At 35.4% G+C, this 20,832-nt stretch carries 18 protein-coding genes; 14 read left to right on the top strand and 4 right to left on the bottom strand.

The genetic code is table 11. From position 1 onward, the window contains the following. Positions 1-204: 204 nt before the first annotated feature. Positions 205-2,838 (top strand): alanine--tRNA ligase, encoded by a 2,634-nt coding sequence (gene alaS / locus DG508_RS14490; protein ID WP_108868833.1) that lies wholly within the window; start codon positions 205-207, stop codon positions 2,836-2,838. A 55-nt stretch (positions 2,839-2,893) separates the two neighbouring features. Continuing rightward, entirely contained in the window at positions 2,894-3,841 is a 948-nt protein-coding gene (locus DG508_RS14485) for a GSCFA domain-containing protein (protein WP_108868832.1), read from the top strand. Between the two features lie 189 nt (positions 3,842-4,030). On the opposite strand, the gene DG508_RS14480 is transcribed toward DG508_RS14485, so the two are convergent. The 3 genes from DG508_RS14480 to DG508_RS14470 all read right to left on the bottom strand — a co-directional run bounded on the left by DG508_RS14480 (position 4,031) and on the right by DG508_RS14470 (position 7,257). Continuing rightward, positions 4,031-4,915 (bottom strand): hypothetical protein, encoded by an 885-nt coding sequence (locus DG508_RS14480; protein ID WP_108868831.1) that lies wholly within the window; start codon positions 4,913-4,915, stop codon positions 4,031-4,033. A 6-nt stretch (positions 4,916-4,921) separates the two neighbouring features. Next, a complete protein-coding gene (locus DG508_RS14475) occupies positions 4,922-5,371 on the bottom strand; it encodes a hypothetical protein (RefSeq protein ID WP_108868830.1) in 450 nt (149 codons plus the stop codon). A gap of 134 nt (positions 5,372-5,505) precedes the next feature. Beyond that, entirely contained in the window at positions 5,506-7,257 is a 1,752-nt protein-coding gene (locus DG508_RS14470) for an aromatic amino acid hydroxylase (protein ID WP_108868829.1), read from the bottom strand. Between the two features lie 115 nt (positions 7,258-7,372). On the opposite strand from DG508_RS14470, the gene DG508_RS14465 reads away from it, so the two are divergent. Beyond that, positions 7,373-9,025, top strand: coding sequence for a T9SS type A sorting domain-containing protein (locus tag DG508_RS14465; RefSeq protein ID WP_159090847.1), 1,653 nt, complete (start codon positions 7,373-7,375; stop codon positions 9,023-9,025). A 4-nt stretch (positions 9,026-9,029) separates the two neighbouring features. On the opposite strand, the gene DG508_RS14460 is transcribed toward DG508_RS14465, so the two are convergent. Then, a complete protein-coding gene (locus DG508_RS14460) occupies positions 9,030-9,467 on the bottom strand; it encodes an META domain-containing protein (RefSeq protein ID WP_108868827.1) in 438 nt (145 codons plus the stop codon). Between the two features lie 254 nt (positions 9,468-9,721). Here DG508_RS14460 and DG508_RS14455 point away from each other — a divergent pair, with 254 nt between their 5' ends. The 11 genes from DG508_RS14455 to paaZ all read left to right on the top strand — a co-directional run bounded on the left by DG508_RS14455 (position 9,722) and on the right by paaZ (position 20,800). Further along, positions 9,722-10,291, top strand: a complete 570-nt coding sequence (locus DG508_RS14455; RefSeq protein ID WP_108868826.1) for a TetR/AcrR family transcriptional regulator — start codon at positions 9,722-9,724, stop codon at positions 10,289-10,291. 108 nt (positions 10,292-10,399) lie between these two features. Beyond that, complete coding sequence (gene paaE, locus DG508_RS14450; protein WP_108868825.1) at positions 10,400-11,473, top strand: 1,2-phenylacetyl-CoA epoxidase subunit PaaE; 1,074 nt, start codon at positions 10,400-10,402, stop codon at positions 11,471-11,473. Between the two features lie 59 nt (positions 11,474-11,532). Then, positions 11,533-12,489, top strand: coding sequence for a 1,2-phenylacetyl-CoA epoxidase subunit PaaA (paaA, locus tag DG508_RS14445; RefSeq protein WP_108868824.1), 957 nt, complete (start codon positions 11,533-11,535; stop codon positions 12,487-12,489). Between the two features lie 33 nt (positions 12,490-12,522). After that, the gene (gene paaB / locus DG508_RS14440; RefSeq protein WP_103863477.1) at positions 12,523-12,807 is read left to right on the top strand and encodes a 1,2-phenylacetyl-CoA epoxidase subunit PaaB; all 285 of its coding nucleotides are present in this window, start codon (positions 12,523-12,525) and stop codon (positions 12,805-12,807) included. A gap of 98 nt (positions 12,808-12,905) precedes the next feature. Next, positions 12,906-13,661 (top strand): 1,2-phenylacetyl-CoA epoxidase subunit PaaC, encoded by a 756-nt coding sequence (paaC, locus tag DG508_RS14435; protein WP_103863478.1) that lies wholly within the window; start codon positions 12,906-12,908, stop codon positions 13,659-13,661. 89 nt (positions 13,662-13,750) lie between these two features. Next, positions 13,751-14,254 (top strand): 1,2-phenylacetyl-CoA epoxidase subunit PaaD, encoded by a 504-nt coding sequence (paaD, locus tag DG508_RS14430; RefSeq protein ID WP_108868823.1) that lies wholly within the window; start codon positions 13,751-13,753, stop codon positions 14,252-14,254. A 79-nt stretch (positions 14,255-14,333) separates the two neighbouring features. Next, positions 14,334-15,113 carry an enoyl-CoA hydratase-related protein gene (locus DG508_RS14425; protein ID WP_103863481.1) on the top strand — a complete coding sequence of 260 codons (780 nt, stop codon included), beginning with the start codon at positions 14,334-14,336 and terminating at the stop codon, positions 15,111-15,113. Positions 15,114-15,230: 117 nt separating this feature from the next. Beyond that, positions 15,231-16,400, top strand: coding sequence for a 3-hydroxyacyl-CoA dehydrogenase NAD-binding domain-containing protein (locus tag DG508_RS14420; protein ID WP_108868822.1), 1,170 nt, complete (start codon positions 15,231-15,233; stop codon positions 16,398-16,400). Between the two features lie 49 nt (positions 16,401-16,449). Next, on the top strand, positions 16,450-16,875 hold the full coding sequence (locus DG508_RS14415; protein WP_103863483.1) for a PaaI family thioesterase: 426 nt from the start codon (positions 16,450-16,452) through the stop codon (positions 16,873-16,875). Positions 16,876-16,966: 91 nt separating this feature from the next. Further along, a complete protein-coding gene (locus DG508_RS14410) occupies positions 16,967-18,178 on the top strand; it encodes a 3-oxoadipyl-CoA thiolase (protein ID WP_108868821.1) in 1,212 nt (403 codons plus the stop codon). A 114-nt stretch (positions 18,179-18,292) separates the two neighbouring features. Continuing rightward, positions 18,293-20,800, top strand: coding sequence for a phenylacetic acid degradation bifunctional protein PaaZ (paaZ, locus tag DG508_RS14405; RefSeq protein ID WP_108868820.1), 2,508 nt, complete (start codon positions 18,293-18,295; stop codon positions 20,798-20,800). Positions 20,801-20,832: the final 32 nt, after the last annotated feature.

The raw sequence follows: 20,832 nt of genomic DNA, 5'->3' as shown, positions 1-20,832 counted from the left end.
TCTAAAATATGCTATTTTTGCAGGATATCAACCAATAAGAGGTTCTGAATAAGAACCAAGACATCGCAACAAATATAACAAATTGTTACAAAGTCAAGAAAAAACTGACAAATATCGAATTAAAACCATGTGTTATAACATAATAAATAAATGAATGTTGTGTTGTTAGCAGTTTTGTTTGAAAAAATATAATATATAGAATCCATGAAATCCCAAGAAATTAGAAATCAATTTTTAGAATTTTTTAAATCCAAAAAGCACGATATAGTATCTTCTGCACCGATGGTTATCAAAGATGATCCTACATTGATGTTTACTAATGCTGGGATGAACCAGTTCAAGGAATATTTTTTGGGCAATGGTGTTCCAAAAAACAATCGGATTACCGATACTCAAAAATGTTTGCGAGTAAGTGGTAAACATAATGATCTAGAAGAAGTAGGGATGGATACCTATCATCATACGATGTTTGAAATGCTAGGTAACTGGAGTTTTGGTAATTATTTTAAAAAAGAAGCAATCCAGTGGGCATGGGAGTTATTGACAGAAGTATATGGTGTTGATAAAGATATATTGTATGTTTCTGTTTTTGAAGGCTCAAAAGATGATGAGTTGGGTATGGATCAAGAAGCATATGATCTTTGGTCTGCAATTGTGCCAGAAGACCGTATCATCATGGGTAATAAAAAAGATAATTTTTGGGAGATGGGAGATCAAGGCCCTTGCGGACCTTGTTCTGAGATTCATGTGGATATACGTTCTGATGAAGAAAAAGCTAAGACTCCTGGGCGTGATCTTGTGAATGCAGATCACCCACATGTTGTAGAGATATGGAACCTAGTTTTTATGCAATATAATCGTAAAGCAAACGGATCTCTAGAAAAACTACCTGCACAACATGTAGATACAGGAATGGGATTTGAGCGATTATGTATGGTATTGCAAGGCGAAAAATCAAATTATGATACAGATGTTTTTACACCATTAATTAGAGAGATAGAGACAATTACTAAGTCTAAATACGATAAGAACAGTTTGCCATCAGACGAAGATGGAAAAGTGAGTGTGGCAATTAGAGTAATTGCAGATCATGTTAGGGCTGTATCTTTTTCTATTGCAGATGGGCAATTGCCTAGTAATACAGGAGCAGGATATGTGATTCGTAGAATTTTGAGAAGAGCAATCAGATACGGATTTACATTTCTTGATACCAAAGAGCCTTTTATTTATAGATTGGTAAGTGTGCTAGTCAAAAAAATGGGAGATGCATTTCCTGAGCTTAAGGATCAAAAACAACTCATCCAAAATGTGATTAAAGAAGAAGAGTATTCATTTTTAAGAACATTGGATCAAGGGCTAGTATTGCTGGACTCTATCATAGCAGAAACTACAGGAAAAGTTGTTTCTGGTAAGAAAGTTTTTAAACTATATGACACCTACGGTTTTCCAAAAGATTTGACAGGACTGATCCTTTTTGAAAAAGGGTTAACCTATGAAGAAGAAGCTTTTGATGTAGAAATGCAAAAACAAAAAGAAGGAGGGCGTGCTGCTACATCTATAGCTACTGGAGATTGGGTTGTTTTAGATGATGATAAAGAGACAGAGTTTGTAGGATATGATAGTTTAGAATCTAGAGTTAAGATTGTTCGCTATAGAAAGGTAGAAACCAAAAAAGAAGGAGTACAGTATCAAATAGTCTTTAATCTTACTCCTTTTTATGCAGAAGGAGGAGGGCAAGTAGGAGATAAGGGATACCTAGAAGCTTCCAATGGAGAAGTAGTGTATGTAGTAGATACCAAGAAAGAAAATAACTTACTACTTCATATTACAAAAGAATTACCAAAAGATGTTACAGGAACTTTTAAAGCGGCAGTTGATGAGAGACAGCGTTTTAGAACAGCATGTAATCATACAGCAACGCATTTGTTGCATCAGGCATTGCGAACAATACTGGGAACACATGTAGAGCAAAAAGGATCTGCAGTGCATTCTAAATATTTGCGATTTGATTTTAGTCATTATAATAAATTGACAGTAGAAGAACTAAGAGACGTAGAGAGTTTTGTGAATTCTCGTATAGAAGGTAAGTTGCCATTTGTAGAACAACGAGGTGTATCGATAGAAGTAGCTCAAGAGCAAGGAGCAATGGCACTATTTGGTGAGAAATATGGCGATACAGTACGTACCGTTAGATTTGGGGAATCAATAGAATTGTGTGGGGGTACTCATGTGCAAAACACAGGTGATATTTGGCATTTTAAAATTAAATCTGAAGGAGCAATTGCATCAGGAATCAGACGTATAGAAGCAATTACTGGGGATGCTACAAAAGAATTTTATTTTGAGAATAACAGAACCTTTTATGAGATAAAAGATGTGTTGAAAAACCCTAAAGATCCTGTAAAAACGATAAAGGGGTTACAAGAAGAGAATGTAGTGTTAAAAAAGCAAATTGAAGCATTACTTAAAGATAAAGCTAAAAACTTAAAGGGAGGCCTGAAAAAAGAATTTGAAGAAGTAAACGGAATTAACTTTTTGGCAAAAAAGATAGATTTGGATGCGGCAGGAATCAAAGATTTGTCATTTGAAATCGGTGGAGAGCTTGAAAATGTAGTTATGTTGTTTGGCTCAGATCAAAACGGAAAAGCATTATTGTCGTGTTATATATCTAAAAACCTGGTAGAAGAAAAGCAATTAAATGCAGGTCAGGTCGTTCGTGAATTAGGTAAATATATTCAAGGCGGCGGCGGCGGACAACCATTTTTTGCTACTGCAGGAGGTAAAAATCCAGCAGGGGTACAAGAGGCACTAGATAATGCAAGACAGTATTTGAAATAAACCATAAAATAAACTCCCACTCTTTGTGAATTAAAGAGATAGGGTAGCAAGATATATGAATCTGCAAACCAATATACCAATACAATCTCGGCAACCAAAAATTGATTATAAATCAGAGCTTATACTGATAGGTTCGTGTTTTGCAGAGAATATTGGAGATCGGTTTGAGTATTTTAAGTTTAGAAATACCATCAATCCATTTGGTATATTGTTTCATCCTAAGGCAATAGAAACATTTTTGTGGATGGCTACCCAAGGGGAGCAATATACCAAAACGGATTTGTTTTATGCAAATGAGCAATGGCATTGTTTTGATGCACATTCCTCATTAAGCAATGCAAATCAAGATCAGTTACTTTCTGATCTTAATGATGCTTTGTTGTTTACCCAGAGCCAGATACAATCAGCTTCTCATATTGTTATTACGCTGGGTACAGCATGGGTATATCGTCTTAAAGCATTGGATATGGTGGTGGCGAATTGTCATAAAATTCCGCAAAGAGAATTTGATAAAGAACTCTTATCTGTTGATGAGATAACGCAATGCTTGCAGAATAGTGCTCATTTGATTAGAGGACTTAATCCAACAGCAGAAATTATATTTACAGTCTCACCAGTACGTCATAGCAAAGATGGGTTTGTAGAAAACAATAGAAGTAAATCTCACCTAATCACAGCTGTGCATCAAGTAATTGATAAAAATAAAAATACAGGCTATTTTCCTTCTTATGAAATTATGATGGATGAGCTGAGAGATTACCGTTTTTATGATACAGATATGATTCATCCCAGTACATTGGCAGTACAATATATATGGGAATACTTTATGAAAACCTGGGTTTCAGAAAATACTTCTATGATAATGAAAAGAGTAGAAGAGGTTAAAAAAGGAATGGCGCATAGACCTTTTAATCCACAAAGTGAGCAATACCAACAATTTTTAAAAAAGGTAGAACAAAAAAAACACGTGCTTCAACAAGAGTATCCGTTTATGGAGTTTTGAAGTATAGGCCAAAAAAAAGATATTTTAAGTAGGTGTTATTACATTAGAATTGGTATCTGTGTGCTATGTGAAGTGCTTTCGGTTTTCATCTAAATAGCTATAACCAATAGGATATTCTAGCATCCAGATATAATACCATTTACACTTTGAGTTTTATTGAGGTAAATTCAAAGTGTAAATGGTATAACATTAAAGATTCAAGACGATAGTAACATCATCAGTAGTAGAGCCTTGCATGATACCAGTATTGATGCTTGAAGTTTGGTCACCAGGCAGGTAATAAAGATCTTTGAAGGTGATAGAAGCATAAGGAGCTAACTCCTCATTGAGTTTGTCATTCAAGGTATTCATTCCTTCAATAACCTTAGGTTCAAGCTGATCGGCAATACTACCCGATTTGACACCACTTTCTACCCAGTACGCCCAACGAGCCACATGCCCTCGTATTCTGCCAGAACCATTTAGGTACAGATATATATGATATGTAAGACTAGCATCGTAGTCAGGCCAAAACGGAATGTTTATATTGAGTTTTTGATGAATCTTTAGGTACATTCTGTCAGAATTCAGGTGGCTGATATTCAGAGGCCACATTTCCCAGGTAAGTGTAGGGTTGCCTTTTCTACTGGCCCTAGAGCCACTTAGAGCACTATCAAGTGTAGTTTTCCATTTTTCAAAAAATAAATCCCTAAAGCTTAATCTAAATTCAAAGCCATCTTTATTAGGCCCTACAAGAAGGATACTTTGAGTTTTGTTGTTAAAATTATAGGCAGAAAGTTGATCAACATCAAAGTCAGAACTGGAACCTTCTTTATTGGTTATTTGTAAAAAATCACCTTGAAAATCAGGATATGATGGTAAAAAAGAAAATGGAGGTTTAAATAAGATCATTGTAGCATCAACAGTAGATGAATTATAAACCCTTGCAGAGCTGATGTCATTCAATAAGTTGGCATTAGATAAATCAGTAGCTCTTCTTTTATTATATCGGGCACTTTTGCTCAGTCCTAGCACCTGTGCTGTTCCTCCCTGATTATTAAAATCGTGTATCGAAGTTATAAATGATAATGACATGACTGTTTATTTTTTAGGATTTGTGAGTTTGATAAAACTGTTGACTAATTCCTGAGGTATCATTTTTTTGACAAACTCTGGAGAATTTCCTTTTCTACTGGTATCATTCACGATTTCTTGAAGCAGTTCTAAAGAATATCGGTTTGGAGATCGCTGAACTCGTTTCAAAACATAAGAAAACACCTCTTCTTCTGATTTGCCACTTTCGATAAGCATATATACCCATTTGGGGACCTTCTTAGTGTTACGAGGTTGATAAACACTTGCTTTTTGTTTTTTTGCAAAAAGAGAAATATCTTTTTTTACCTCGTTGGTAACTTTTGCAGCCCCAGCTTTGGTTGTGTTGATAAATAAATCACTCCATTCTTTTTGAGAAAGAGGTTCTTTCTTTTCTGCTTTTTTTAGCCTACTGACATGCCGTTTTAGTTGTTGTAATTGTTCTTTTTTATTACTCATCTTTACTAACTTTAAGATTAAGTAATAAATGTAAAAGAAGGAGTGGTGTAAGAAAAGAGGTTAAAATCCCTTATTTCATAGGGGGATTAACTGTTTTTGAGAAACTATAAAAGGGATGAAAACCTTTTTACTATCTAAGAATTTTTATGTGTAATTTCCAGTCCACTATTAATAAGGTGCTTGATTTTAGGTTTTTTAGATTGTATTTCTTCAAGATGTTGCGCGATTTGTATAGTGAAATTTTTATCCCTGTTATAAGTGAGTTCATAGATTTCCAGAGGTAATAACCAATCTGATGAGTGATCTTTTTTAAGGATATCAAAGACTGCTTCAAGAGAAAACATAGTGTTTTTGCCCTCTCTAATGTTTTTTACAGATTGATATAAAGAATGTAATTCCTCTTCCTTATCAGAATACGTGCGTTTTGCAGTTGTAGAAGAAGGATTGTGGGTAACAAGGTTAAAAGAAAGGTCATCTGCTGGGCCAGAAAAAGCCGAAACAATTTCTTTTCCTACAGCAAGATCAAAAGTTCCCCATTCTGGTTTAAAAAGATATTCATCATTATACATGATTGTACACTCACTAAATTGAATCAAGATAAGTTCTCCCTTGATGTTTCTGATACCCGTAATATTAGTTCCTGCAATGGTGATCCCGCTTTCAAATTCAAATTCGATATATTCTCCATCATAAAAATTATAAGCTTTTAGGTCTCTGGGAGACATGTTTTCTATAGCAAGATTAATTCCTTTTAATTTTCCAAGAGGAGATCTCATTCCGTCAGGGTGAGCCTCTATTCCATGCCCTATAAGCTCTTTTTCTCTAAATGATAGTGCAGTTGGCCCCTTCGTTTCAAAATAAATAACTTCATTATCTTCATTTTTTATCATTCTGGTAAATACCCCTGATATTTGTAATCCTGTGCTCAATTCTATAGTACCTAAATTCTCAGACTCTATGAGTTTAGCAAGACCGCGATGCCCTCCTTTTCTTAGGGCCATAGTATCAGCAAACTCTTCAAGTACTTGACATAGATATGCAAAATCTGGAGTTACAAATAATTGAGGTTGAGGTTTGGTAATATCAAAATCTTGAAAAGCAGCCTTGGGAGAGTAAGGGAGTTTTTGTACGTGGTCTGTCATACACCATTCGCTCTCTCCGATAGAAGAGAGTAAGCCAGCTCCGTATATTTTAGGATTTTCAACCGATCCGATTAGACCGTATTCAACAGTCCACCAGTGTAAGTTGCGTATCAAAGCCATTTCAGAAGGATCTTCTTTTTGGTTTTGTAAAGTCAAGATACGTTGCTCAGCTTCTTCAATATCTTTAGGGTTACTATCATATGCTTCTTTTAGGATAGAAAGACTGCGTACAGCCTCATACATGTCATAATCTCTTTTAGAAGAAATAGCTTTGCATCCAATTTTTCCAAAACGACGTAAGTATTCTGCATAATCTGGATTAGCGATAATTGGAGCATGCCCTGCGGCTTCGTGAATGATATCGGGAGCAGGAGTATATTCTATATTTTCGAGTTGCCTAATGTCTGACGCGATAACAAGAATGTTATATGCTTGAAACTCCATAAAAGCATTAGGAGGAATAAAACCATCTACAGCCACAGCAGCCCAACCAATCTCTTTAAGGATTCTGTTCATGCCGTACATACTTGGAATATCATTTACAGAAATTCCTGTTTTTTTCAAACCATTTAAATAAGAATCATGAGCAACTTTGCTCAACGAAGTGATGTTTTTGCGCATCACATACCTCCATACAGCATGATCCACTGGAGTATATTCCTCATAATTTTGAGGCTTAATAAACTGTTTTAAATGAGGAGGTAGTTTATCAATTAGTGGATTTGATGCAATGTTTAGAGACATGTGAGAAAAATATTTTTTTTGTCAAGACAATTTAATGGGGAAAATAATAGTTTTATTTTGATATTAGAGTATTTTTAAATAGTTAAATTTGTTTGTCACTAAAAAAGAATTGATTGTGAGATGTAAGTTATTGTTGTTAAGTATGATTTGTGTGATGGGACTTAGCGCTCAGGTAACAAATGAAGGATTGCCAATGAGTTTTAGTATTCAAAGTAAAAAAAGTATTACCCCAGTACTTATGAAGGGGTTTGATTTGAATAAAATTAAGGCTGAAGACGCAAAAAATGATGAAGATAAATCGATCCCGTGGAGATTTGGATATGAATTCAATGTTAATTTGGGATTAGGAAATTCTGGAGTATGGGATGAGTTGCCAAATGGAGATAGGATATGGCGAATTAATATTATATCTAGAGGAGCAAAAAGCTTAAATTTTATTTTTGATACTTATAAAATACCTAGAGGAGCTACTATTTATGTGTATAATAATGATAAATCAGATGTTTTAGGAGCATATACTAATATATTTAATAGACCAGATCAAATGTTGGGTACTTGGATAGTGCAAGGAGAGAATGTTTGGGTCGAATATTTTGAGCCCGCATCTGTTGCTGGAAAAGGAAAGTTGAATATTGGTAAGGTAATACACGGATATCGATTGATAGCAGATAAACGTATCAGTCAAAAAAGCTTAGGAGATTCTGGTGATTGTAATCAAGATGTAGATTGCCCTGTGGGAGACGATTTTGATGGATTAAAGGAGCGGTTGAAACATGCAGTGGGCTTTGTTATAATGAATGGTTCTGTTTGTACAGGAACTCTAATTAATAATACGAGTAATGACAAAGCGCCTTATTTTTTGACAGCAAATCATTGTAATGCAGGAAATGAAGCAACTTGGGCATTTCGTTTTAATTGGATCAGTCCAGATCCTTCTTGTGCTACAGAATTAAATAGTCCTGATGCTACAGTGAATCAGACAACAAGTGGGGCACGACGAGTAGCGTCTAATCCTGAGTCTGATTTTAAGTTGTTAAGCTTGCAAGGGGGACTTGATGAATCTTGGGATCTGGAGTGGGCAGGATGGGATAGAACTGATGTGTCTCCTTCTTATTCTGTAGGAATTCATCACCCTAATGGAGATATTATGAAGGTGTGTAGAGAAAATCAACAACTGAATAAAGTAAAAGAGAGTTTTCCTCCTGATTTCCCAGATCCTCTAGGAGTATGGATAGTAAATGATTGGGACATTGGAGTAACAGAAAAAGGATCTTCTGGTTCGGCACTGTTTGATCCTAATGGTAGAATTATAGGACAGTTAGCTGGTGGAGGAGCAGCTTGCTCAGGAACGGTAGATAATAATCAATCAGATTTTTATGGTAGATTTAGTATTTCTTGGGATTTTGGGAGTACAGATGCAACAAGGCTTGTTGATTGGTTAGATCCTACTAATACCAGACGAAGTACATTGGAGATGCTTTCTGTAGAAGAGTCAGGAGGTAATCCGCCAGTACCACCAGAAGATAAAGTAGTGTCTCTTTATTTTAATACAACCGAAGCAAAGGTGAATATAACCAATCCCGTAAGAGAGGATTTGAAATATTTTGTATATGATATTGCAGGAAGAGTGGTAAACTCAGGAATGACATCTAGAGAAAAAGAACAAATTGATATGAGTGGTGTGAGATCTGGAATGTATTTTGTGTATGTAGAAAACACATCAGATGGAACTTCTTTTACAAAAAAAATAATTATAAATGAGCTTTAGAGCGCTAATCCTTAGCATATATACCAGATACTATAGTTGTATTGGTGCTGTCTTTCAGGAATAAAGAATCTTGTTCTAAATTTATTGTTTTGATGGCACCAAATGCCTTAAAGAATTCATCTTCTAAAGCAGCTTCTTTTTCGCAATATATTTTTGTGCTCATAGGAAACCCAAAAGAGATTTCTTTGTCTTTTATGGTGTATTTGCATGAAAACGTATTGCACCCTGAAAACCCAAAAGAACGGTTGTCTTCTTCGTTAAAAGCAATATGTAATTTCTTGTCAGAGATATCTTTTCCGTAAAGAGAAATGATAAAGAACTTTTTTTCTTGTGATTGATGTTGCTCTTTTTTCTCAGAGGCAGTAGTAGATTTGTTGTTTTTGTTATTACAGGTATTGGTAGAAGATATTGTGAAAACTAAGAAGAAAATTAAGTATTTCATGAGTTTGTTTTTTGTGTGTAAATAAGAGATTAAGTGATGGTATGCAAATTAATGATAATTTGAATTTAAGAATGTAAAATGATACAAATTCTTTTGTGGGATTGTTATATTAAAAATAAAGAAACCTCTATAAGATGACTATAATTAGTAGTAAAGAAGGGAGTAAGTGGTTTTATTGAGTTATTTTATGTAAGAAATGGTATTTTATGAGATTTAAATTTATTTTTGATAGCAAAACATAGAAGCCTATATCAATGAAATCCGAAAGTAGAAAGCAAGAAATTATAAATGCAGCATCTGTTCTTTTTAAAGAAAAAGGGTATAGTGCAGTAACTATGAGAGATTTGGCAAAAACCATGGGGATAAAAGCAGCAAGCTTGTATAATCATATTCAGTCAAAACAAGAGATATTATCCACCATTATAATAGAGTTAGCAGAAGAGTTCATTACTGGGATGGATAAAATTGTGGTTTCAGATCATACAACTGTACAGAAGTTAGAGAATATTATAGATTTACATATAGATGTTACTTTACGTAATGCAGACGGTTTGGCTTCACTAAATAGTGATTGGATGCATCTGGAAGAAGAGAATTTGCAGTATTTTGAGAAGATGCGTCTTGAATATGAAGATAACTTTAGGGAAATTGTAAGAAAAGGAGTTGCTAACGGAGAAATAAAATCATATAATATTGAAATTATGGTGTTTTCTACTTTGTCTACTTTAAGAACCCTGTATTTATGGTATCCTAAACAACAGAATATAGATGCAAATATTTTGAAAAAAGATATGATCTCTGTGTTGCTTAAAGGGGTGATTTAATTTAACATGCTATATTATTTAGAATCAATATGAATAAGGCGATTATTTGTCTATCAAACTAACAATCGTTAGTTTTGTTTAACTATAACGATATAGTTAAATTAGAGTATGACAGATTTTTATCCCATACGAGTTTCTGAACTTAAAAAAGAAACCAACGATTGCGCATCTATTACCTTTGATGTGCCAGAGGAGTTAAAAGATACATTCTTATATAAGCAAGGGCAGTATCTTACGCTAAAAGCAGATATAGATGGTAACGAGGTAAGGCGATCGTACTCTCTATGTTCGAGTCCTGTAGAAAACAAATGGCAAGTAGCTGTCAAGCAGATCACTCAAGGAGTGTTTTCTACTTATGCTAATAATGACCTTAAAGTAGGAGATGTGTTAGAGGCAATGCCTCCTATGGGGAATTTTTATGTAGATGTAGATCCTTCAAAAGCTAAAAATTATATTGTTTTTGCGGCAGGAAGTGGGATTACTCCTATTTTATCAATACTAAAAACTCATTTAGCATCGGAGCCCAATAGTACTTTCAAGCTCTTTTACTTGAATCGAAACGTTAAATCAATTATCTTTAAGGAAGAGATTGAGGCACTGAAGAATATATACTTTGGTAGGCTGGAAATTTTTTACTTTCTAACAAAAGAGCAAAGAGATATTCCATTACTCAATGGGCGATTTACTACAGAGAAGATGCAAGAGCTTACCAGTAAGGTAATCGATGTATCAGGAGTAGATGAATGTTTTATCTGCGGACCAGAAGAAATGATATTTCTGATAAGAGATGAATTGGTAGAAGCAGGATTGTCTATAGATAAGATTCATTATGAATTGTTCTTCTCAGGATTGAGTGAAGAAGACAAGAAAAAAGCAGCAGAAGTTGTAGATCATAAGTTTGATGGAACAGAAGTTACAATCATCGATGGAGGAAAAGAATTTCATTTCGTTATGGAAGATGATTGTGATAATATATTAGATGGAGCATTGGCTTCTGGGGCAGATCTACCCTTTGCCTGTAAAGGAGGAGTGTGTAGTACTTGCAAATGTAAAGTAGTAGAAGGTAGCGTAGAAATGAAAATAAACTACGCCTTAGAAGAAGATGAAGTAGCCAAAGGATTAGTACTATCCTGTCAGGCAGTGCCAACCACAGAAAAAGTGGTAGTAGATTTTGATGTATAAGAAATCTTTGTTATTTCGGTAGATGCCGAAACCCTTTTCATAATAAAAAATCAAAGGTGATGAGTGAAAAAGAAATAAAAAATTTGGAAGAAATCTTTGAGCAAAGAATTGCTCGGGATGAAAAGATCGAACCTAAAGATTGGATGCCTGAAAAATATCGCAAAACGCATATCAGGCAAATCTCTCAACATGCACATTCCGAGATTATAGGAATGCTACCAGAAGGAAACTGGATTACTCGTGCTCCATCCCTAAGACGTAAAGTAGCATTGTTAGCCAAAGTTCAGGATGAAGCAGGGCATGGGTTATACCTCTATAGTGCTTGTGAGACATTAGGGATATCCAGAGAAGAACTGTATGAGCAATTGCATACAGGAAAAGCAAAATATTCTAGTATTTTCAACTACCCTACATTGACTTGGGCAGATATGGGAGCAATAGGATGGTTAGTAGATGGTGCTGCTATAATAAATCAAGTGCCACTATGTAGTACCTCTTATGGACCATATGCCAGGGCCATGATACGTGTATGTAAAGAAGAAAGTTTTCACCAGCGTCAAGGGTATGAGATTATGATATCATTGGCAAATGGTACTCCAGAACAAAAAGAAATGGCACAAGATGCATTAAATAGATGGTGGTGGCCATCATTGATGATGTTAGGGCCAACAGATGCAGAATCTGTACACACAGCTCAGTCTATGAAATGGAAACTGAAACGTAAAACCAATGATGAATTACGACAACAGTTTATTGATCAAACTGTGCCACAAGCAGACTTGATAGGATTAACAATTCCAGATCCAGACCTAAAATGGAATGAAGAAACCAAGCGTTATGATTTTGGAGAAATTGATTGGGATGAATTCTGGCAAGTAGTAAAAGGTCATGGCCCTTGTAATAAACAACGTTTGTCTGCCAGAGTTGATGCCTGGGAAGAAGGAGAGTGGGTACGCGATGCAGCAATGGCCTACGCCAAAAAACAAGAAGATAAAAAGCTAAAAAAAGCAATATAATAATTCTGAATTCAGAATTCAAAATTCATAATTATGAAAAATAATTGGCCACTTTGGGAAGTGTTTGTAAGAAGTAAAAACGGATTAGAACATCGTCATTTTGGAAGCGTACATGCTGCTGATGCAGAGATGGCGCTAGAAAATGCAAGAGATGTGTATACACGTAGAAACGAAGGAGTAAGTATTTGGGTAGTAGAATCAAAGAATATTACAGCAACAAATCCTGAAAATAGCGGAGAATTATTCGAACCCGCTCAAGATAAAATATATAGGCACCCAACGTTTTATTCGTTGCCTGATGAGGTAAAACACATGTAGTTCTTGTTAGTACAAGTATTATAACATCCTAAGAATACGGGGTTGCTATTTAAAAAATAAAACTATTTATATAATATATCCGTTTTACGGGCAGTATGATGAAAAACGAAAATATAATACAATATATCTATGGAATTGCTGATAACGCTTTAATTCTTGGTCAGCGATTGTCAGAATTATGTGGTCATGGACCTATTCTAGAAGTTGATATTGCAATGACCAATATGGCATTGGATTTATTAGGGCAAACCCGAAGTTATTATCAGTATGCCGCACAACTATCTGGTGAAGAAAAAACAGAAGATGATGTTGCTTTTTTAAGACTAGAAAAACAGTATAGGAATGTACTCTTAGTAGAACAACCAAATAAACATTTTGGATATATAATAACAAGACAATTCTTTTATGATGTGTTTCATTTGCTATTATTAGAAGAACTACAAAATAGTAAAGATGAAACATTATCAGCAATAGCAAAAAAAGGAATAAAAGAAGTAAGCTACCATCAGCGGTTTTCGTCTGATTGGATAAAGAGATTAGGTGACGGAACAGCAGAGAGTCATAATAAAATACAGGAGGCTGTAGATGATTTATGGCAATATACAGATGAGTTGTTTCATATGACAGAAGATGATGCTATAGCGTTAGAAAATGGAGTAGGAGTAGATACTGCTACTTTGAAAGAAAAATATAATAATAGAATCAAAGAAGTGTTAGAAGAAGCTTCACTTGTTGTACCAGAGACCAAATGGTTTCAAAAAGGAGGAAAACAAGGGATTCATAGTGAGCATATGGGGTATTTGCTAGCAGACTTACAATATATGCAACGTACCTATCCTAATATGAAATGGTAAAAAATGCAGAATACTGAATTTAGAATATTTAATGATGAAGAGATAAACTTCAGTCTTAGGTATTAAATGTTCGATATTCGATATGAATTATGACAATAGAACTAGAGCGACATATTGATCCAGCACTGATTCCTATTTTAGAAGAGGTTCATGATCCAGAAATTCCAGTATTATCTATTATGGATATGGGAGTCGTTCGTTCTGCCAGAATATTAGAAAATGTAGTACAAGTTACAATAACACCAACCTATAGTGGTTGCCCAGCAATGGATGTGCTTGGAGAAGATATTATTAATGCCTTTGCAAAAGAAAATATCGAAGCCAAGGTATCACTGGTCTTATCGCCAGCATGGACTACAGATTGGATTACCCCAAGAGGTAGAAAAGCGCTAGAAAAATATGGTATCGCAGCACCATTAGATGAAGAGGCAGATAAAGAAGCATTATTAGGAGGAAAAAAAATAGTGAAATGTCCTCAATGTGGTTCGACTAATACAAAGATGATAAGTCAATTTGGCTCTACAGCATGTAAAGCCCTATTTCAATGTAATGATTGCTTAGAACCTTTTGATTATTTCAAATGCCTTAAGTAAAGGTAATATTCGTGAAATTATCGGTTGAACAATAGTATAGGAATTATTTATAACCCAGAATTCAAAACAAAAAATAAATATGCCTTCAATCGAATTGCAAATTGAAAATGGAGTAGCAAGAATAACATTAAACAGGCCTGAAGCTTTTAATAGCTTTAATCGGGAGATGGCATTGTTGTTACAAAAAACATTAGATGAATGTAAGACAAATGATGAGGTAAGAGCCATTATACTTACAGGAAACGGAAAAGCTTTTTGTGCAGGTCAGGATCTTAAAGAAGTCACTTCACCAGAATTGAATCCAGGTTTCAGAAAAATACTTGAAGAACATTATAATCCAATTATAGAAAGAATAAGAAGTATCGAAAAACCTGTCATTGCCGCAGTAAATGGTGTTGCTGCAGGAGCAGGAGCTAATATTGCGCTGGCATGTGATATTGTGGTAGCTTCAGAAGTAGCAAGCTTTATACAGGCGTTTAGTAAGATTGGATTGGTACCAGATAGTGCAGGAACCTTTTTTCTACCTAGATTAATAGGTTTTCAAAAAGCATCTGCCCTAATGATGTTAGGAGATAAAGTAAGCGCCAAAGAAGCAGAGCAATTAGGTATGTTGTATAAAGTGTTTGAAGGAGCAACTTTTGAAGAAGAAGTTTCCAAACTGGCTTTAAAAATGGCGCAAATGCCCACCAAAGCATTAGGGCTAACCAAAAGATTGTTAAACCAATCAATGGTCAATACCCTAGAAGAACAATTAGCAATAGAATCTGATTTACAAATAGAATCGGCAGAAAGCGAAGATTATGCAGAAGGCGTAAATGCATTTATAGAAAAACGAAAACCAGTATTTAAAGGGAAGTAAGACCAAATATTACATTTTAAAATTTAAAATATAAAACCGAAAAATATTAAATGTAAAAGTGACTAAATAAAATCTCTTTTAAAAACTTTGACATTTTGTATTTTACATTTAAAATTTATGATTTATAAAGTTGGAGTAATAGGATCAGGAACCATGGGTAGTGGTATTGCACAAGTTGCTGCCACAGCAGGGTGTAAAGTAAAAGTATATGACACCAAGCAAGTAGCTTTGGATAAAAGTAAGCAAGCTTTAGAAAAAGTGCTTTCTCGATTAATAGAAAAAGGAAGAATAGATCAAGCAGAGAAAACGCGTATTCAAGGTAATATATCGTATGTAGATACTCTAAAAGGACTTAGTGATGCAGATCTTACTATTGAAGCTATTATTGAAAACCTCGAAATTAAGAAGAAGGTATTTTCAGAACTAGAAACATATGTTTCTGAAGATGCTATTATAGCATCAAACACCTCCTCTTTATCTATAGCCTCTATAGCCTCTTCTTTACAAAAACCAGAGCGATGTATAGGAATTCATTTCTTTAACCCAGCTCCTTTAATGAAACTGGTAGAAGTAATTCCAGCAGTACAAACTTCTACAGAAGTAACAGAGAAAATAGTAGATGTAATCAAAGACTGGAAAAAAGTAGTAGCCTTGGCAAAAGACACTCCAGGATTTATAGTAAACCGTGTAGCACGTCCCTTTTATGGAGAATCCTTACGGATTTATGAAGAGGGGTTGGCAGATATAGCGACAATAGATTGGAGTCTCAAAACTCTTGGAGGATTTAGAATGGGGCCTTTTGAGTTGATGGATTTTATAGGAAATGATATTAATTACACAGTAACAGAAACTGTATTCAATGCATTTTATTACGATCCCCGATATAAACCATCTTTTACACAAAAAAGATTGTCTGAAGCTGGATATCTAGGAAGAAAAACAGGGAAAGGGTATTATGAGTATAGAGAGAATGCAGTCAAACCAGCACCCGTAAAAGACGAAATATTGGCACAATCAATTTTTGATAGAGTATTGGTGATGTTGATTAATGAGGCAGCAGATGCCTTGTTCTGGAATATAGCCTCTGCAGAAGATATTGATAATGCCATGACCAAAGGAGTAAATTATCCTAAAGGACTATTGAGCTGGGCAGACGAAAAAGGAATTGAATGGTGTGTGAATGCATTAGACAATCTTTATAATGAATATCGAGAAGATCGATATAGATGTAGCCCGTTATTAAGAAAAATGGTAAGAGAAAATTCAACATTCTTCTCTCTGGTTTAAAGGGAGATGAATAAGGATTAAAAAATAAATATAGAATAAAAATAAATAAATGAAAGACCTCAAACCTGTTCCTTCAAAACTCATTCCTGAACAAATGCTCAGTCAAGACCCGTTTAGTCAATGGCTAGGTGTTGAAATTCTTGATGTAGAAAAGGGAAGATGTAAAGTAGGAATGACCATAAGAAAAGAAATGCTCAATAGTATGAGCAAAGCACATGGAGGGATTTCGTACAGCCTGGCAGATACAGCCTTTGGTTTTTCTGCCAATACACACGGTAAGTATGCAGTATCTATAGAAACTTCGATCAATCATATCGAAGCGTTAGAAGAAGGAGATTATATTACCGCAGAAGCTGTTACAGATATTATTAAAACCAGAGTAGGATTTAATATTGTAGAAGTAAAAAGAGGAGATGATATAGTAGCACTCTTTAAAGGAGTAGTGTATAGAACCAGCAAAGACTGGGAGAAATAAAATGTAAAACCGCTAAATGTAAAATGATAAATAAAAAAGTGGATAGATACTGCTTTTGAGTTATAGATTTTACATTCTAAAATTTAAAATTTTGAAAGACGCATACATCATAGACGGAGTTCGTACTCCAATAGGGAGCTATAAAGGAACATTATCAGCAGTACGTACTGATGATTTAGGAGCTTTGGTAATAGAAAAATTAATAGAAAATAATCCTGATATTCCAAAAGAAGCCTATGATGATGTCATTATGGGGTGTGCTAATCAAGCAGGTGAAGATAATCGTAATGTAGCAAGAATGTCGGCATTATTAGCAGGATTACCTTATACAGTTCCAGGAGAAACTGTGAATCGTTTATGCAGCTCAGGATTATCAGCAATAATCCATGCCAATAGAGCCATCAAAGCAGGAGACGGAGATTTGTTTATCTCTGGAGGAGTAGAGAATATGACGCGGGGTCCATATGTAATAGCAAAACCATCATCAGCCTTCGGTAATGATTCAAAGATGTATGATTCTAGTTTTGGATGGAGATTTGTAAACAAAAAAATGGATGAACTATACGGTACAGACGGTATGGGGAATACTGCAGAAAATCTGGTAGAGAAATACAATATCTCTAGAGAAGATCAGGATGCTTTTGCTCATTGGAGTCAAATGAAAGCGACCAATGCCCAAAAATCAGGGAGACTAGCAAAAGAAATAACGACTGTAGAGATTCCACAGCGTAAAAAAGATCCCATCCTTTTCTCTAATGATGAGTTTGTAAAACCAACCACCACCAAAGAAATATTAGCAAAATTACGCCCTGCGTTCAAAAAAGATGGGAGTGTAACTGCAGGAAACTCTTCAGGGTTAAATGATGGAGCAGCTGCTACCATTGTAGCCTCAGAAGATGCAGTTAAAAAATACAACCTAAAACCATTAGCCAGAATAGTAAGCTCTGCTGTAGTAGGAGTAGAACCTAGAATTATGGGGATTGGACCAGTTCAGGCATCTAATAAAGCATTAGAAAAAGCAGGGATTACAATGGATGATGTTGATGTGATAGAACTTAATGAAGCCTTTGCATCACAAGCATTAGCATGTATTAGAGAATGGGGATTGGCAGATAATGACCCAAGAATAAACCCTAACGGGGGATCTATCGCTATAGGACACCCACTGGGAGTTACAGGAGCTAGAATTGCATATTCTGCTGCTTTAGAATTACAAGAACAAAACAAGCGATATGCATTGATCACGATGTGTGTTGGTGTAGGGCAAGGATATGCAGCAGTAATTGAAAATGTGAATATATAGTAAGTAATTTTAGAACTATTGTTTGTTACTCTAGTATCGACTAGAGGTTATAATAGAAAGTATAATATAAAATACCCAAGTACACTCCTCTATAGAGGATCAAGGGGTTAGAGTATGAAAAAACTAGAAAGCTACATAAACGGAAAATGGACTTCGGGTTCTGGAGATGGTATTATCATGCATGATGCCGTAACAGGAGAAGTTATTGGAGAATCTACGACTAAAGGATTGGATATACCAGAAGTATTACAATACGGTAGAACCAAAGGTGGAGAGATAATTAGAAAGATGACCTTTCAGCAACGAGGTAATATGCTCAAAAAACTAGCATTATATCTTACCAAACGCAAAGAAGAATTTTATGAATTGAGTTATCGCTCGGGAGCTACCAGAGTAGATAGCTGGATTGATATAGAAGGAGGATTTGGGAATCTTTTTGCCAATGCATCCTTGCGTAAATTGTTTCCTAATCAGTCCTACCATGTAGAAGGTGATCCAATAGATCTATCTCGTGGAGGTAGATTTATGGCACATCACATTTTGGTACCCAAAACAGGAGTAGCAGTACATATCAATGCCTTCAATTTTCCTATCTGGGGGATGTTAGAGAAATGTGCAGTTAACTGGATGGCAGGAATGCCTGCGGTAGTATTACCAGCACCACAAACAGCATATCTTACAGAAGCGGTAGTACGTGTTATTATAGATTCTGGAATATTACCAGAAGGGTCATTACAGTTGCTTAGTGGTATGACCAAAACGATTCTAGATACAGTAGAATCTCAGGATGTAGTTACCTTTACAGGGTCAGCTCACACAGGAAGATTATTAAAATCACACCCAAGGCTGATAGAAGAATCTGTACCTTTTACAATGGAAGCAGATTCATTAAATGCTTCTATTCTTGCAAAAGATGCAATACCAGGCACACCAGAGTTTAATTTGTTTATCAAAGAAGTACGAAAAGAAATGACCGTAAAATCTGGTCAAAAATGTACTGCGATACGTAGAATAATTGTACCATCAGAATTGGTAGAAGATGTACAGATAGCATTAGGGCAACAATTAGACAAAGTAACTATAGGAGACCCAAGGCTCAAAGAAGTACGGATGGGAGCTCTGGCAAGTAAGCAACAAGTAGAAAGCTTTAGAAATAATGTAACTCAAATTGCCAAAACTGCACAAATAGTTTATGGAGATTTAGATACAATAGAAACCATTGGGGCAGACGCACAGAAAGGTGCTTTTGTAAGCCCAGTATTGCTTAGAGAAGATCAGCCCTTTAAGAATAATGGTGTTCATGAGATCGAAGCATTTGGCCCAGTATCTACAATAATGCCATACGATACCCTAGACGATGCCATTACATTATCTCAAATGGGTAAAGGATCATTGGTATCCTCAATCTTTACCTATGATGATACTATTGCCAGAGATTATATTGTGGGAGCAGCATCTCACCATGGTCGTATTTTGGTAGGAAATAGAGAAAACGCAAAACAAAGTACAGGTCATGGCTCGCCATTGCCATTATTGACCCACGGAGGACCAGGGCGTGCTGGTGGAGGTGAAGAAATGGGAGGAATGCGAGGAATAAAACACTATATGCAACGTTGTGCGATACAAGGAACTCCAACCACACTTACAGAGGTAACAGGAATTTATCAGGCAAACGCAGCATATAAAGAATCAGAAAACCATCCATTCTCATATCATTGGGAGGATATCGAGCCTGGAATGTCTATCAAAACACATAAACGTACAGTAACCGATACAGATATTATCAGTTTTGCAAACCTTACTTGGGATCATTTCTATGCCCATACTGATATTACATCACTAGAAGGAAGCATTTTTGAGAAGCGTACAGCACACGGGTACTTTATCTTGGCTGCCGCAGCAGGATTATTCGTATACCCTAATAAAGGGCCAGTAGCAGCAAATTATGGACTGGAAGAATGTAGATTCTTACGACCAATCTATCATAATGATACAGTATATGTACGATTGACCTGTAAGCAAAAAGTAGATCGTGATGTAGCAAGTGCAGAACACCCTAGCGGAATTGTAAAATGGTTTGTTGAGGTTTTTGATGCAGAAGATGAGTTGGTAGCAATTGCCACGATTCTAACAATGGTACAGAAAAAACAAACCACACTGGTAGAAATGACTGAAGCAAAAATCGAAGAATGTTTGTATAAGTTAACAGCAGAAACCAAACCAGAATGGGGTATCATGACAGCGCAGCATATGATTGAGCATTTGGAGTATACTTATAAAATAGCATCAGGAGAACATCAGGATTTTGAAATTGCTACTCCAGAAAAAATTCTGGATAAAGTACATAACAGCTTATATAATTATGAGCCATTTCCTAAGAATACAGATTTTCCACTGCTCAAAAAAGGAGTGCTAGAAGAATTAAAACACGCTGATCTGGAAACGGCTATCACAAAACTGAACGAAGCAAGAGAAGAATACAAAACATATTTCAAAGAAAATCCCGAAGCAAAACTAAATAATATTGTTTTTGGAGAATTGAATAAATATGAATGGTATTTACTAGAAAGAAAACATTTAAATCATCATTTTTCACAGTTTGGGATATTACCCAAACTGTGAAAAATTCCCGTGGAGACGGGAATCTAAACTAT

It is taken from the genome of Aquimarina aquimarini (genome assembly GCF_900299535.1).
Lineage (GTDB): Bacteria > Bacteroidota > Bacteroidia > Flavobacteriales > Flavobacteriaceae > Aquimarina > Aquimarina aquimarini.
The sequence above is the reverse complement of the archived record's forward strand: the minus strand, read 5'-3'. Positions and strand labels throughout refer to the sequence as shown.